Origin of the sequence: Photobacterium kasasachensis (assembly GCF_050336885.1) — a bacterium.
GTDB lineage: Bacteria > Pseudomonadota > Gammaproteobacteria > Enterobacterales > Vibrionaceae > Photobacterium > Photobacterium kasasachensis.
This window is the reverse complement of sequence record NZ_JAKJSH010000017.1, coordinates 1-15826: the sequence shown is the minus strand read 5'-3', so window position 1 is coordinate 15826 and position 15826 is coordinate 1. Positions and strand designations below refer to the sequence as shown.

16 protein-coding genes are annotated in these 15826 nt (G+C 38.4%); 7 read left to right on the top strand and 9 right to left on the bottom strand.

All coding sequences use genetic code 11. From position 1 onward, the window contains the following. Positions 1-10: 10 nt before the first annotated feature. The 3 genes from L4D19_RS21615 to L4D19_RS21605 are packed head-to-tail and all read right to left on the bottom strand — an operon-like array spanning position 11 to position 4332. The gene (locus L4D19_RS21615) at positions 11-2356 is read right to left on the bottom strand and encodes an AAA family ATPase (RefSeq protein ID WP_428454195.1); all 2346 of its coding nucleotides are present in this window, start codon (positions 2354-2356) and stop codon (positions 11-13) included. Further along, positions 2346-3038, bottom strand: coding sequence for an ABC-three component system middle component 1 (locus L4D19_RS21610; RefSeq protein ID WP_428454194.1), 693 nt, complete (start codon positions 3036-3038; stop codon positions 2346-2348). The genes L4D19_RS21615 and L4D19_RS21610 overlap by 11 nt, the downstream gene beginning before the upstream one ends. Beyond that, on the bottom strand, positions 3019-4332 hold the full coding sequence (locus tag L4D19_RS21605; protein WP_428454193.1) for an ABC-three component system protein: 1314 nt from the start codon (positions 4330-4332) through the stop codon (positions 3019-3021). The genes L4D19_RS21610 and L4D19_RS21605 overlap by 20 nt, the downstream gene beginning before the upstream one ends. Positions 4333-4582: 250 nt before the next feature. Between L4D19_RS21605 and L4D19_RS21600 the strand changes: the two genes are divergently transcribed. The 5 genes from L4D19_RS21600 (at position 4583) to L4D19_RS21580 (ending at position 10019) form a co-directional block, all read left to right on the top strand. After that, positions 4583-4996 carry a glycoside hydrolase family protein gene (locus tag L4D19_RS21600; protein ID WP_428454192.1) on the top strand — a complete coding sequence of 138 codons (414 nt, stop codon included), beginning with the start codon at positions 4583-4585 and terminating at the stop codon, positions 4994-4996. A gap of 371 nt (positions 4997-5367) precedes the next feature. Then, positions 5368-5700 carry a hypothetical protein gene (locus tag L4D19_RS21595; protein ID WP_428454191.1) on the top strand — a complete coding sequence of 111 codons (333 nt, stop codon included), beginning with the start codon at positions 5368-5370 and terminating at the stop codon, positions 5698-5700. A gap of 284 nt (positions 5701-5984) precedes the next feature. Continuing rightward, complete coding sequence (locus tag L4D19_RS21590; protein WP_428454190.1) at positions 5985-7421, top strand: tetratricopeptide repeat protein; 1437 nt, start codon at positions 5985-5987, stop codon at positions 7419-7421. 90 nt (positions 7422-7511) lie between these two features. Next, positions 7512-7661 (top strand): hypothetical protein, encoded by a 150-nt coding sequence (locus L4D19_RS21585; protein ID WP_428454189.1) that lies wholly within the window; start codon positions 7512-7514, stop codon positions 7659-7661. A 249-nt stretch (positions 7662-7910) separates the two neighbouring features. Then, the gene (locus L4D19_RS21580; RefSeq protein WP_428454188.1) at positions 7911-10019 is read left to right on the top strand and encodes an FG-GAP repeat protein; all 2109 of its coding nucleotides are present in this window, start codon (positions 7911-7913) and stop codon (positions 10017-10019) included. 160 nt (positions 10020-10179) lie between these two features. Here L4D19_RS21580 and L4D19_RS21575 read toward each other — a convergent pair whose 3' ends face one another. Genes L4D19_RS21575 through L4D19_RS21565 form a run of 3 tightly spaced genes read right to left on the bottom strand, consistent with a single transcriptional unit; the run spans position 10180 to position 10771 of the window. Then, entirely contained in the window at positions 10180-10380 is a 201-nt protein-coding gene (locus L4D19_RS21575; RefSeq protein WP_428454187.1) for a hypothetical protein, read from the bottom strand. After that, positions 10380-10571, bottom strand: coding sequence for a phage antirepressor N-terminal domain-containing protein (locus L4D19_RS21570; RefSeq protein ID WP_428454186.1), 192 nt, complete (start codon positions 10569-10571; stop codon positions 10380-10382). Before L4D19_RS21570 ends, L4D19_RS21575 begins: the two co-directional genes overlap by 1 nt. A gap of 38 nt (positions 10572-10609) precedes the next feature. Further along, positions 10610-10771 carry a phage antirepressor N-terminal domain-containing protein gene (locus L4D19_RS21565; RefSeq protein ID WP_428454185.1) on the bottom strand — a complete coding sequence of 54 codons (162 nt, stop codon included), beginning with the start codon at positions 10769-10771 and terminating at the stop codon, positions 10610-10612. Between the two features lie 509 nt (positions 10772-11280). Here L4D19_RS21565 and L4D19_RS21560 point away from each other — a divergent pair. Both L4D19_RS21560 and L4D19_RS21555 read left to right on the top strand, forming a co-directional pair. Beyond that, entirely contained in the window at positions 11281-11901 is a 621-nt protein-coding gene (locus tag L4D19_RS21560) for a hypothetical protein (protein ID WP_428454184.1), read from the top strand. Positions 11902-12063: 162 nt separating this feature from the next. Further along, the gene (locus L4D19_RS21555; protein WP_428454183.1) at positions 12064-12612 is read left to right on the top strand and encodes a hypothetical protein; all 549 of its coding nucleotides are present in this window, start codon (positions 12064-12066) and stop codon (positions 12610-12612) included. Between the two features lie 243 nt (positions 12613-12855). Here L4D19_RS21555 and L4D19_RS21550 read toward each other — a convergent pair whose 3' ends face one another. The 3 genes from L4D19_RS21550 to L4D19_RS21540 form a co-directional block, all read right to left on the bottom strand. After that, on the bottom strand, positions 12856-13299 hold the full coding sequence (locus tag L4D19_RS21550) for a hypothetical protein (RefSeq protein ID WP_428454182.1): 444 nt from the start codon (positions 13297-13299) through the stop codon (positions 12856-12858). 291 nt (positions 13300-13590) lie between these two features. Continuing rightward, positions 13591-14595, bottom strand: coding sequence for a BspA family leucine-rich repeat surface protein (locus L4D19_RS21545; RefSeq protein WP_428454181.1), 1005 nt, complete (start codon positions 14593-14595; stop codon positions 13591-13593). A gap of 969 nt (positions 14596-15564) precedes the next feature. Continuing rightward, positions 15565-15826: integrase core domain-containing protein (locus tag L4D19_RS21540; RefSeq protein WP_428454180.1), on the bottom strand; the 262-nt coding region annotated here is incomplete at its 5' end.

The window sequence follows — 15826 nt, the reverse complement described above, 5'->3', positions numbered from 1 at the left end:
TCAATTTGATTTAGTTGAGCATTTTTCTTTTGAAGTTTACTCTATTCGTTTCCAAGTTCATTTTTTTGAATTTATATCGCATATAGCTTGACATATTATCTTCATGAGTGGATATAAATATTTTTCTATCATCAAATTCATTTCTAAGCAGATCAACAAACCCTGAGATGTTTATTTCATCTAATGTTTGAACTGGGTCATCAATGAGCAGTAAGTTGTTTTTCGCATAACGTTTATTTAATGCAAGAGTGAATGATATAACTAGTGCAGAAAGCTGACCTGAACTCATTGAAAAAATAACATCATGTTCAGTTTTAGGGTTTTCTCGGAATGATATAGAGTTCCCTTTATTCTCAATGAAAATACCAAGACCTTGTTGGTAACTTTGTAGTAAACGTCCTGAGTATATATGAAAGAGTATTTCAATATCTTTAGATATTGTACGTAAATAATCTTTCATGCTATCTTTGTATATTTTTAATAATGTCGATAGTTTACTTTCAATGAATTTTGCATTTTCATATTTTATACTTTTGTTTTTAAATTCATCTTCTTTTGCATTAATACTCAACACAATGGATTGGGTATATTGTTGTTGTATGTATTTCTTTTTATTGTTTAAATCTTCTTGATTAGTGTTGTAAACGTTGATTTCTTTACCAGAAAAAACCGATTGAAAAATTTCATCATAGTAATCGTAAATTTTTTCATAATTGACGGTTTTATAAAGTTTAGATACTTCTTGATTAAATTGTTCCGTTTTTAAAATTTCTTCTTGGTTAAATGTTTTATTTAGGAGTGGTGTTATATCAATGTCAAATTTGGCAAGATTWGTTAGGTGTGATTCTAAGTAACCTAAATTCTCCTTTCCTAAATTCATAATTTCTCGCTTGTATTTAATGCTATTTTTGTTAGCATCAATATAATCATTTAGTTTTAATTTTATTACACCAATATGTGACTTGTTGAACTTGTCAATTTTTGATGAGATTTCTTTGCTGGTATCTGTAGCTAACGTATTAAAAATATTAGTTTGAACCTCAATGTTATCAATGAGTTCTTGTTTTGATTCCCACTCAAAACCACAAGTAGGACAAGCTTTATCATTTTCTGAATGGTCATGATATTCGTTAAATACTTCTAGAAAAGAATCTCTTATATTCTTTAGTTTTATTATGTTCGCAGTTATATCATTTGACTTGAAAATTAAATTCTTTATCTCATCTTTATCGATATTATAAGTATTAATGTCGAAGTCATTGCCAAGCAGTTTTAATAAAAATGGAGATAAATTTAGCTTTGACTCACTTATTGACTTAATTAAGTCAACAATTGTTTCATCTAAAATGAAACTGGCTTGATCATAGTTTTGAATATCTTCTTTATAATTGTTTAAAAATTTCAGATGATATCCATATTTTAGTAGATCTTCAACTGCTTGAGGTTTTGGTTTAAGGTTTTGTTGAATACTTCTATTATGTAAGAGAGCAGTATAGTCTGGAAAATTAGCGACGAAAGTGATTATTTTATTAATGATTCCATTTTGACTAATCCAATTTGCATATGTATCAGCATCAAAGTGAATTCTTTCCTTATCCCAAGGATGTTCAGAATAAGAGATTATTCGTTGATATTCTATTTTTTCGTCAGAACGGTTTAAATTTTCCTTTAATTGGTCAATTTCTGCCTTTAAGTTATCTATTTCTTCTTTTCTGTCTTTATTCTTTAGTTTTGATATTGTCTTTTTTACAGTATCAATTTTGGTGATTATGTCTTTTATATCACCAACATCAAAGAGGTGAGCAATTTTTTCTTGCTTATTTTTCCCTTTGTCTTTTAATAAGGCTGTATTTTCTTCTTGTTCTAAGTAGTGAAAAAGGTGAAAGTTGTTAATGTGATTTTTACCGAGTATTTTTTCAATGAATTCAGTTTCATTATATATGTCGTAATAACGTCTTTTTAAATCTGACGTAAATATTTTACGCAATTTGAAATTTGCTGAGTTCAGTCCTTTACACTCATTTAGTTTAGAAATTAATGCATATCTTTCTAAAATAAATCTTTCATTTTCTAACTCAATTTCAGCTTTTATTGATAGTGATTCACCATTTCCAGCTTTATCATAAACAAAAGGGCAACCACAGACTTGATTTCGCTTGTCGATAGCTTTTGTTTCTAATTCAATGTAGCGCTTAATTTTTCCAGTGAATAATAACTCTACAGCGTCATAAAAAGAGGTTTTACCAAAGCCATTAGGACCGTCTAATATTGTAAGGGTAGAGCCATTTATAGCGATGTCTGCATGCTTGAAAACTTTGAAATTATCGATGGTTAAACGGTTTATTTTAAAATTCATGACCATTCTCTTTTAGATTTTTGATGATTTCATCCAAGATGCTTGTAGGGTTTGGAACTTCATTTACATTAGTGTCCAATATTATTTGATTTAGATCGGATATTAGTTCGCTATCATTCCTTATAGAGTTTATTTTATTATAGATGTCAGTTTTAAGATTGGATATATCTCCTAAGTTTTTCGTGTTTGTCCTGATGAAGGAGGCTTTTATTGCGATGCGGTATAATAATGATTGCCATGTCTCTCTATCATAATATTCTTTATATCTATCAAAAACTTCTGGAGAGGTTAGTTGTTCATCCAGTAAATGTTGTAAGGTGTTTTTACTTACTTCATAATTTAGTTCGCTAAGCTCTTTTTGGGTGTAGCAAAGGACATGCTTTTTGAAGAAATATGGATCTTCCTCTAGTTCTTGAATTGATTTGTTAATATCATCATTAAATGAATTGATTTTCCAAAGGCATAGAATGTTAATGTTCTTTTCAACCGCACGGTCTTTAGTCTCTTTGACACAAAGATCTATTAGTTCACTCTGTATTTCCATTACATGTTCAGGATTACTTTCTAGCACTAACCAGTAGTTTTTAACCTTGGGGTCACAATTCGAATATAGACTTAAATCACTAATTGGTTGTTCTATAAATCTATTTAAGATGAATGTATTATGAATTAGAGCTTTCATGTAATAGTTCCTGTGGTACATCATAAACTGAAATTAGTGAAATCTTCTTGAAGTGGTTAAATTTATTATGTAATTGTTGGTTATTCTCATGGTTGGCATTTGGTCCATTTGAGATATCACTAAAAATATTATTACTTGTTATTTCAGCTGTCACCAAGTTGCCACTTTCGTAGAGAAATTCGACGTCATTATTAATTGCCGACTCAACTATTTTTCTACAGATGTTTCTTCTAGATCTACGTGCGTTAGATACGGCGGTTGGATAATATTCTTTATCATTAGAAACCCATGAGAACAAATTTGGTTTATCATCAAAATAATTAAAGTTTGCTTCAACGAGTTGGTCTAAAATATAGAACAAACCTTGCTTTAATTCATCTTGTGTGAAAGTTTCATCTTTATAATCTTGTAATGTTTTAAAGGTGCCTTTTTTATGAGGTAGAATTGAGCGGATAAATTTACTCATCTCAGCTATATTTAAACCATTTACTCTATCTAGGTAATTTCCTAATTTTTTCAGGTCTCCAATATCACCATTTTCTTGGTCTAGTTCATCATAAAATTCTTGATAATACCTACCGATATCCTTCTTTAATGCATAAAGAAAGTATTCATCATTGAGTAGCACTTCCGTAATGTTTTTTTCTAATATTTCAAACAACTCAATAAAGCCAATATATTCTTCGGCTGCGATTTTTCTTACGACATTACCTGGTGTTGTTTGGATTTTATGATGAACAAGTATAACCTTGTTTAATACAATGTTTTCTAATATGTTCCGTGAGTGATCTATATATGTGTCAGTTATTTTGTGAGTTTGCTCGCTATAATGTTTAATATAAATATCTTTTATTGTATCGTTTAAAAGATTATCTATTTCATTTAAACCACAATATCTTTGTCTTTTATTATCTATACAGTACTCATAGAGCTTAACTGAAGGGTAAAGTTGAGGAAAATTCCCGGGAGTATTTTCTATTTCTCGCGATACATGAAAAAATGCTCTAACATTAGGGTATTTCAGAGATTCTTTTGCTTGTTTTTCTATAGCTACTTGGTAAGAATTAAATTTAGTGCTTTTATATGCTTTAACTTGGTGCATTGATAAGCATGCGTTGTTGTAATGTATTGCAAAATCATCAACATTTTCAAGTTTTAACTGATACTTGGTTACTTGTTTGTTAAAGTCGTGTATGAGATTTAAGCAATGGAGCAGTGCTACTTTCCCTTGATACACGAAACCACTCCATGTTGTTATAGCTGTATGGGGTAATTCTTCTTGATTGTTATTCACATCGTCTTCTCAAAAAACTTCGATATACGTAATTGTCTAGAGACTATATTTCGAACATGGTTGTTGTAATTGAGTATGCTACTGTTCTTGAGTAACAGACTCAAAGCTAATTGCTTATACCATTAAATGCAATGAATTATGCCTTAAAACACGGCATCTTTCATCTGTTGCTGGCATAAGTGCTACTAAAACATATGTTTGCAGTTATAGTTAAAAAACTCTTTGTCCAGTTATCTTTGCAAATTTCAACATGAACGTTGACACTCACCCTGAAACGATGCTTGATTACCTCGTCGGAAAACTTCGCCTGATGGCGGGGTTTTTTCGTTTTAGCCTTATCAACATAAATTGGCGCTTCTGGCTTTTGGTCGGCGGCGCTTTTTTGTATGGGTGGAAGCATGCTGGAAAAGCTATCTTCGGCGTTGTCTTACCTTTGTTTCCGGCTGTTGTTATCGTTGGTCTGTTATCGGTTCTGCCTTCCGGCACACTGAAAACCAGTGATGCCGGGCTGAAGCTGATCATGGACTATGAAGGGTGTCAGTTAAACGCCTATAAATGCTCTGCTAATGTCTGGACTAACGGTTATGGCCACACGGTTGGTGTTACGCCGAATTCGGAAGTTACCCATGAAGAGGTTTTTATTGTCGGGGCAGGGAATTTTTAGCGGTCTACGTTGCTGAAAAAGCTCAAGGCTTCACTACTCACAGTTGATTCTCTAACTGCCAAGAACCATGCACTGGATAACCAACTGCAGGGGGTGGTGCCTCGCTATGTTTCTTTCAGCGTAACCAGGAAGCAAGAGAACGACAGCAGAAGCCTCCGCAATATGGCCGGCCGCTATCCACCCAGCTACTCGCTGCTGCTCAGAAGGTTATCAAACCCAGCCGAGCTAAGTCTGCCGTTTATGGCAGCTATCCAGCCCACAGAGAGAGGTAATACCATTCATCAAAAGGTGGCCTGCCGCGACTACAATCTTTTACCTTGGAGTTATCTTTCTATGGCAACGACTACAGAACCCGTGAGGGGGTATGATTGATGCTATCCGAATCCGGCGACATCAAAGAGGTATCAACAGGCACTGGAGAGCCTGAGTTTAAAATCGTCTTTAAATATCCGAGCTATGAAGAAGCAAAGGCCGCAGTAGTTGCTCGTGCAAAAAGCGTGAAGTCGGGGAGTGATACGCTGGATATTACGATGCCTGCTCGATCATCACTAATGGCACTGGTTGCCGAAGGCCACCTGAACTTGGAAGGCTTCGGTGATGTGGAAGATGGTAAGTGGCGCTTAAAAGCGGTGGAATGGTCACTCAGCGAATCGGGCTTGCAGCTGCGGCTGTCTGGTGACCATGGGGTGGTTGTAACAGGTTAAATTGTTGTCGAAACTGGCTATTACCTATTTCGATTTCTAAGGTAATCCTTCACAAAGATTGTCTCAGATTGCTATTAAGTCTTAATTTCTATTGGGTTTGATACTCAATTTTCATCATTTTCTATTTTGTATTGGCCCAGATGCTACTAATATCGTTTCAATCAAATTTTACTATTTATAATTCCAATATGCGCTTTAATTTCAAACTTATAACAATAAATCTTATAGCATTATTTCTATTCACTGCTTGCTCCACTACTTCAGAAAATACCAAGAAGCTATTCTTGCTAGCGCAGCAGGGCCATGAAAGGTCGCAGTTTATACTCGGCCATATGTATGATGAAGGGGAGGAAGTAGATCAAGATTTCAAAGAAGCGGTGAAGTGGTACCGATTGGCTGCCGAGCAAGGCTTTGCGGTTGCGCAAAACAATCTTGGTGTTAAGTACCAGAAGGGACAGGGCGTAGGGCAAAATGATCAAAAAGCGGTGAAGTGGTACCGACTGGCTGCCAAGAAAGGCTATGTGCATGCGCAATACAATCTTGGCTATATGTACGACATCGGTAAGGGTGTAGAGCAAGATTATAAAGAAGCGGTGAAGTGGTATCGACTGGCAGCAGAGAAAGGCTCTGAGCAGGCGCAATACAATCTTGCCATTTTGTATCATTACGGTAGAGGGGTAGAGCAAGATGAGCAAAAGGAGGAGAAGTGGCAGCGACTGTCTGCCGAACAAGGCTATGCGCAGGCGCAACACCATCTTGGGCTTATGTATGTGACTGGCAAGGTTGTCGGGCAAGATTACAAAGAAGCGGTTACGTGGTTCCGGCTGTCTGCTGAGCAAGGCTATGCAAATGCGCAAGCCAGTCTTGGCTTGATGTACCAGTACGGCTGGGGAGTAGGGGAAGATTATCAAGAAGCTATGAAATGGACCCGACTGGCAGCCGACCAAGGATATCTGGATGCGCAACACAATCTTGGCTATATGTACGACATCGGTAAGGGTGTAGAGCAAGATTATAAAGAAGCGGTGAAATGGTATCGGCTGGCTGCCGAGCAAGGCTATGCGGATGCGCAATACAATCTTGGCAATATGTACAGTCACGGGAGGGGCGTAGAGCAAGATGACCACGAAGCGGTAAAGTGGTATCGGCTGGCTGCCGAGCAAGGCTTAGCTTGGGCGCAAATCAATCTTGGTTCTGCGTACCATCGTGGTAGGGGGGCAGGGCAAGATGATCAGGAAGCTGTGAAGTGGTATCGGCTGGCTGCCGAACAAGGCTATGCGGGGGCGCAATACACTCTTGGCAATATGTACCTCAACGGTTGGGGTACAGAGCAAGATGATCAGGAAGCGGCGAAGTGGTATCGACTGGCTGCCGAGCAAGGTTTCGCAAGGGCGCAAGTGAATCTTGGACATATGTATAAGCACGGCCGAGGCATAGAGAAAGATTATAAAGAAGCGGTGAAGTGGTATCGACTGGCAGCCGAGCAAGGGGTATCGAAGGCGCAAGTGAATCTTGCTTGGATGTATGCCAGTGGTCGTGGTTTGCCAAAAAGCAATTTCAACGGTTACATGTGGTTGTTCTTGGCTAAGCAAGAAGGTTTGAATAAAGAAATAAAAGCTGAATTTGATAAGTTAACAAAAATAATGTCTAGTGATGAAATTTCCAAAGCCGAACAGAAAGCTCAAGCCTGCTTCAACTCTAATTATAAAGACTGTGGTTAATCCTGCGTATTATTGAAACAAACATTAATAGCTCCCTACGCTCGCTTCATCTTGAGGCGAGCATTAATCTGTCAGATCTAGTGATACCTGATGGCACTGGTTTCCGAAAGCAACCTTAATCTGGAAGGCTTCGGGGATGTGGAAGATGGCAAGTGGCGCCTGAAAGCGGTGGAATGGTCACTCAGTGAGTCGGGCTTGCAGCTGCGGCTTTCTGGTGACCATGGGGTGGTTAATAATTAACGATGTATTAAAAAGTAACCCTCGATTTGTTCACCGGCGTTTGCATGGATCCTGTTGGTAGCCGTAATACGTGTAACTTACTAATTCATAGCTAGTTGTACTTATGATTTATGTTTATTCATTTTGTGAATAAGTATAGAGTCATTAGTCTATATTTTGATATGCTATTGGGTTAAATGGCTGAGTTATCTCAAGTTAATAACGCATCCACCAATAACTGATAATTTATAGATCTAGTGGAAATTGTTCATGAAATTAACAAAGTTCATCCCTCTTTTGGTAACTACTGCTTTATTATCCGCCTGCGGAGGCGGCGGGGGTTCTAGTGCCACCCCTGGAGGTGGAGATTCTGAGGTAACCCCTGAAACTAGAACTGTCGTATTCTCAATTGAGAACCTATCAAGTGAGACTCAGCAAGAAAATGTACCGTTCACACCACAGACAGCGACCACTGCAGGTGATAGACCTGTAGGTAAACTTAGTTGGACTGTGGATGATGATAATAATTGGACTATAAGTGCTGAAGGTGTATTGACTTACATCGGAGAACTGGATTTTGAAACGATCCCCAATACGCATACGGTTAAGGTGACGGCGGCTGATGAGAATGGTAACTCGGCTACGAAAAGTGTAACAATAACCTTAACAGATGTAGTTGATGAAGATGAACCAAGTAGCGATACAAATCTTATTGTCAATGCTTCATTTAAAATGAAAACATTTATATTTCAATGGAGTAGTGTTGAGAAAGCAACACGTTATCAGCTCTGCCTTAAAGACATAACAAAACCAAATAATTGTGAGCCACTTGGAGATGCTACTTCTAGCCTCACCGCAGAGTATACGGCTCCCTCTTTGATTGATGTTGAATCGCAAGTCTTTTTTGTCATGCCTCAAAATGACAATGGTTTTACGTTGAGCAATGAAGTAACGGTGAGCAAATCTGATATCAGTGCAGCCATCGGTTACCTTAAAGCCAGCAATGCAGATGTAAAGGATTGGTTTGGATGGAGAGTGTCTCTTAGTGAGGATGGCAACACATTAGCAGTAGGGGCATATCTTGAAGATTCTAACACCACTGGCATCAATAGTACGCCAAATAAATTAGCCTCATATTCTGGGGCTGTCTATGTCTTTACCCGCTCAGAAACGAAATGGGAACAAGAAGCATATATTAAAGCTAGTAATACTGATTCAGATGATTTCTTCGCATATTCAATTTCTCTGAGCGCTGATGGTAATCGTCTCGCTGTGGGGGCCCCAAAAGAAGACTCTGGCAAGCACGACATCCCTTCAGATAATACTAAAACCAACTCAGGCGCAGCCTATATCTTTACACGCGTAGGAAGAACATGGTCTCAAAGTGCTTATATCAAAGCTTCCAATAGCGATGTTGAAGATCTTTTTGGAATGTCTCTTTCTTTAAGCGCCGATGGGAGCACGTTGGCGGTAGGAAGTGGGTGGGAAGACTCAAGTACAACTGGCATTAATAGTACGCCAAACAACGATGCAAGTAGTGCCGGTGCTGTTTATGTATTTACATATTCAGGTACCAAGTGGGAACAAGAGGCTTATATAAAAGCAAGCAACACACAAAATAGGGACTTTTTTGGGGATTCAGTTTCTATCAGCGCTAATGGCGACACGTTAGCAGTAGGGGCAATGTACGAAGATTCCGGCACAACTGGAGTTAACAGTATTCCAAATGAGGCTATCGGTGCATCAGGTGCTGTCTATGTTTTTCAACGTACAGGAACTGTATGGGCGCAACAAGCATACATCAAAGCCAGTAATCCTGGTGAAAACGATTGGTTTGGAGGAGATGTCACTATAAGTGGTGATGGTAATACTCTTGCGGTGGGAGCAACATGGGAGGACTCAAATACAACAGGTATAAATAGTACTCCTAATGATGCTGGGCATAATGCTGGTGCTGTATATGTATATGTGCGAACTGGAGATGACTGGGTGCAGCAAGCATTCGTTAAGGCTCATAACACTGAAGATTCAGATTGGTTTGGAAGGGCTGTTGCTTTAAGTGGCGATGGCAATACACTTGCAGTTGGCGCAGATCTTGAAGACTCAAGTACTACAGGTATTAATAGCAATCCAGATAATTTGACTGAAGATGCTGGTGCTGTCTATGTCTACAAGCGAGTGGGAAATTTATGGTCTGGTAAAGCTTATATCAAACCCACGGTTATTAGGCCTTATGATAAATTCGGGCAATCCGTATCTCTAAGTTCAGATGGTAATACACTTGCAGTTGGTGCTTATCATGAAAATTCAAGCTCTACAGGTGTCAACAGTTTGCCAGATGATAACGCTGCTGATGCAGGCGCAGTTTATGTGTATTAATCCTTAAGTAGCCAAAACTTTTCAAAGGTATAATTTCTTACCAGAAGCCACTCATTTAAGAGTGGCTTTTTGTTAGGTTCTTCTGAGAGCATAAACACTACATACGTGGGGGCATCGCAGGCTAAATAGTTCTTGGTCATCCCCGACGGCAACGCTGCCATTAACGGTGCCCAATAGCCTGAATATTGCTCTGTGCTGCTTCGGTTATTTTGGCCATGGCTAGGTCAGTAATACGTTTTAGATCTTGGATAGAAAATAGGCCTGGCTCTTTGATGAGTTCTGGAATTTCTGAGCGACCGAATACCATGCAATCGTTAGGTACAATCTGAGTGCTAACTACCTGGCCTTGTTCCATGACCATTAATAAGCGCATGCTTTTGGGCGGAATAACTTGGGGGTGGGCTGCGAGTGTTGTTGGTTCCAGTATTGCCAGAGAACGTCGTCACATTCGTTTTGGTATTGGATTACGAGGTTGCGGATTTCAGGTTTGACTTTGTTGGGGGAGATAGTTTGAAGCCAGCCAAAGAGTTTGCGGAGGGGGAGGCAAATCATTGCGTTGTGTTTGTCTATTGAGGGTATCAAGATTTCCTTTATACCCCATCTCTGAGGGTATTTTTTACCTTTTGATGTTGTCCCTGCCAAGAGACACCCATGCCTTCAACAATAGGCATCATAGGAGTAAATGGCTGACTTTCGTGCTCAACTATGACGAGATTTGAACCGTGGAACGGAACGGTGATTTGATTAGACATAATCGTCTCCTGTGCAATGAGATTTTATCACCACGCAAAGGGACCAATCTTTGGGTGGTGAACTGACCGGGGTTGGTCCTACCGTTGCACAGGAAACGGCCAGCCGAAGCTGCCCCGATCAGCCCACCATAATTTGGGTGTGCTGATTCGCACTCATAAAAAACCAGCAGGAAGCTGGCGTCTATGCGCCTGTACATTAAAACGGGGGACCAATCCTTAACCATTTTAAGACGTGTCACGATAGCCAATGATGGCGTGTAATTAGTTGCTCAATGGGATGCAGAAAAATTGACTGCTTTACTAGGCATTTATGACGCGAAACTATTTACACCTTCTGGTATGTATGGTTTCATGCCAAACCATTTAGTGTGTGGATGTGTGTGGTTAAGGCGTCGGGTGGTGAGCTGTGCGAATTCGGTACGTTAATCCTTTTCGGGTATCCGGAAGATAGATGAACTGAACTCCTAGAATACAATGTTATATTAGTACATAGATACATGAGTATAATTATGAATGGAAATAATAATAAGATAATTTTAGCGGCAACACTGCTGGTTCTGAGTTCAAGCTCTGCCGCATCAACAAGAGTGGACGATTTAGTCTACCCAATTTTGAAACCACATTCTTGGAATGCAAAAAAACATGTGATATATAATACCTTTCTAGGTATAGACCAAGATCCTATTCCAATTATATCTTATGGGTATGAGTACGATGATAGTTATCAGTTCATAACCAAATATGATGTAAAGGAACCCTTAGAAGTCACTCAAGAGAAAGCTTTAAAAAACTTATGTAAAAAAGATGTAAAGCTGGAAAGTGTAACATCAACGGGTCATTTTGCAGTAACTGGTTCAGGTAGCCCTTTTTCGTCTGAATTAATACTGTGTCCAAATTTCATTCAAAAGGCACAAAAGGTGTTGAATGATGAAACACTAATAATTGCTATTCCTCGAAGGACTGTAATATACATAGGGAAGGGTTCGATGACAGAAGAAGAAAAAGGAAAATTCTTCTATCTGGCAAGAGATACTTATATGGACGATAGTTTTGGGAATGCACTAATCACAAACTTAGCTTTTGAGTTTGTGAATGGAGAGGCTACGTCAATAATTCAATACATGAATTAATATAACAAAGATATCAAAGTGACGCGTTTGACTCGACAGTTTTGGTATGGAGCCTAGTGTGCTTTGTTGGTTTTGTGGAGAACACCTTATTACAGGTGTTATGCATTATAGTATTTAGGTAAATATCTGTCAGAAAATTGTTTTATAGTAAAGGAGGTATAAGTGAAAAAAATTATTACGATAATCCTATTGAGTTCACTGGTTGGGTGCGTGAGTAATTCAATTGAGACAGAAGCGGCAAATAATACCGTTTCTACAAGTAATAAAGTTGAAAAAGAAGTAGTAAAAGAAACTTCTGATCCTTTGTCAAAAATTCAGTACTTTGAGGTGACTGATTATTTAACAAATGTTTTCCCTTCATTAAGGTCAATGCTGGTTGATAAATACTCAAACGATATCTATATAAGTAAGCCACAAGCTTATGTGGTTGATTCAGAAATTCTCGCTATAGCTCCATGGTTTCCAACACCGACAGAGTATACGGTTTTCCCAACAGCTCATTATGCAATAGTTACGAAACAAAATGGTTCAGATTTTGAAGGATTACAATATGACATGAAAGATATGATAAACCTCTTATCAGAAAAATATGATGTTAAAGAATCTTCACAACCATTTTTCCATTATGTTTTACACTTAACACCTCAGCAAAGAGACACTTTCGAAGAAGATATTTATGTCGCTCTTTCTGAGCTAACAGAAGTTCAATAAGTAAGTAAAGGCACTTTATGTGCAGCTTCAAGAGGGGTTCGCGTTGATTTTTGTGTTTTTTTTGCTTTGTTTACCCCTTAATGCGGCGTTATGCTATCTGAAATCCACAAGGGAGGCTAAAGCCTCCCTTGTTCTTTTTAACGTGAGTTCTATTAAGGTGATGACTTTTAAAAATGTAAAAACTGGGTTTGATTAAATCAGAATGTTGCTCATAAACCAGTTAAATTAGTCACACATGTAATGCTATTTAAGAGGTATTCTACAATCTCTAAAATCTAGGATTTTAAAGCTGCTTGGCACATCACCTGTGCTTACTTCTGTGAGATCAAACCGATTCAGGTTATATTCTTTTTTCTCATTAGGGATAAACTCAAAACATCTTCCATCAAGCCTTAATACACCGTTAATTTTTTTTGAACTTGAGGCCGCAACTATCACTTTATTACCTGCTTTTATAGGCGTTTTGATATCTACGTTAGTACCCAAAAAAAATGATTCAATTGTCGTTAGGAATACAAACTCTCCTTCACCCTCTTTAAGAAAGTAGTCCATACGGTCACCACGCTTGTAAAAACCACTAATATTAAGTGTTGGGCTACCCCCATCATAATCGTTATAAATAACCTCAGGTTCCTTTGCACATCCACTCAATACAATTAAAAAAAGTAAAACAACAAAATTTTTCATTAATTCTTCTCAGTTTTAATATTAAGGTATACATAAATTCAGCATGCAATATTAAATCATAATAACTCTTAATGAAACACCTGTTTAATATGCCCGTATCGTTAACTAGTATGCTAAATCACGAACAATGACAGCTATAACAACTTACTTTGGTTGTAGACTGTCTATTAGGTTAAGTTTTTCATTAAAACTTGCTTGAGCAAGTATGGGTCGGTACATCCGACTACTTATGAACCCATTTAATTTACGAACAAGCACAATATAAATGCAGTGCTCGACTGCGGATTTTTACTAATGTGTCAGCTGCTTATTTTCAAAAAGAGGTAGGTTCTCCTTGACCAGCCCACTATTTTTAGAAAAATTTGAGTTATTAGTTACTTGAGTTGTGTTCCACCTCTTAAGGTCTTGGTTGAAGTCTTTGGCGTATTCGAACATCTGAAGCATATCTGTAACCTTTGAGGTATCCCATTGTCCGATATCTTGGTTAAAAATTTCTGCGCTATCGAACATAAGAGCCATATCGGTGACATTTGAGGTATCCCATTGACCAATGTTTTGGTTGAAACGTTTGGCTCCAGAAAACATTCCAAGCATACTGGTGACTTTTGAAGTATCCCATCGTCCGATATCTTGGTTAAAAATTTTTGCGCTATCGAACATCATAGACATTTCAGTGACCTCCGAGGTATCCCACTGTCCAATGTTTTGGTTGAAACGAACTGCTTTATAAAACATTCCACCCATATTAGTAACTTGAGAAGTGTCCCATTGTCCAATATTTTGGTTGAAGCGCTTGGCTTTATCGAACATCAAAGTCATTATAGTGACCTTTGAGGTATCCCATTGCCCGATAGCTCGGTTGAAATGTTGAGCGTTAGAAAACATTCCACCCATATTAGTAACTTGAGCAGTATCCCATTGTCCAATGTCTTGGTTGAAACTAATGGCCAGATTAAACATCTCAGACATGTCGGTGACTTGTGAGGTATCCCAGTCTCCTATTGGTTGGTTAAACCTAAAGTCTTTATAGAATACCTTGCTCATGTTAGTGACGTGAGATGTGCAATATCTAATTTGACTAGTCCTAAGCGCGTTGAGATTCTTTATTTCCCTTATACTATCATTATCTACTACTAGGTATTGGCGACCATTTTGGGAGAACAGGCTACCGATTTTTTGATCTGAACACTCTACAGTAGAAGTAGTGCTGTTAGAAGAAGGGGTGGTACAACCAGTTAAAGTGAACATCAACGAAAGTGCAGATACTAGCATGCGTTGATTTGTGTTGGGGCTCATCTAATAAAACCTCTAGGACATGTCAAATCATTAGCGATTTGTTTTCTTAATTAGTAATTGGCAGCCAATAGGCTAGAGAGTCTTGATTGTGAATAATAGAATAAGTTAGTGTTTCGCTCTTCACTAACACAAGAGAGTCTCTAAAAATACATAATATCATGCACTTAAGCATTGTACATCATGCCAATAATTAAGTGTATTCGCTACATGAAGAGGAGAGTTGCAATATGACCTAGTAGTTTGTTGGTGATTTAGCCCTCGAAGTTGTGTCCAACTAGCGTCCTTAAAGATGAACCTAACGTTAATTTATGAATTAGAACAATAGCTTATAGTGATGATCTCATAATCAAGCCAAAGCAAAGTTGGCTCATTTGTATTGTTCATAGTGTTTTCCAAAAAAACATTGCATTCGTATTATGTGCTTGTTCAAAAAATGGCATTTTCAATGCGTGCTCTGTGCAGAACAACAATAGACGACTTCATTCATTCCTGTTGTCGATTTAGTGCAAAGAGTCTCAAAATTCAATGTTGTTAAGTACCCGCAATTTGCCGCAAAGAGGCAAGGCTCAAACATAGAATCATAATGGAATTGTGGGAATCGGGCCGAAATTCTGAGCTAGCAAATGGGGTTGGTGGTTGTAGTGAACAAATTTTGTCACTTTAGACGACTGCGTGAACTATTGGTTGAAACACTTTGCCCCCACTTTAAAGAAAAGGGTACAAGAGTTTTACCAAACCTTCACTAACTTACCATCCTAAAACACGTTATAGCGACCAACGACGATGTTTATTCCCAGAACAAGAGCTTAACACTCCAATCAGCATTGCAACAGCAAACCACAATAAACACCACATACGCGAAAGCCTCCCACTAGAGCACTGGCGAACACACATAGTAGAGAAGAAGCCACGAGCTAGGTGGCGGGTGGTGAGGTTTGTGAAGTCGATACGTTAATCTTTTTGTAGTGGTCAACTAATTCCGGACAGTAAGTTAAGTCGATTTTCTACTTCAGCTGGTGCGATACCACCACTATAGCTGTGTGGTCGTTGCCAGTTGTAATAGTCCATCAGATAAAAACTGATATCCTTCATTGCTTCGGACACAGAGCGGTAACCCGCTGTGGGCACCCATTCTGACTTCAAGCTCCGGAACAGCCTTTCCATAGGCGCATTATCCCAACAGTTGCCACGGCGGCTCATGCTCTGCTCCATGCGGTAGCGCCACAAGTAC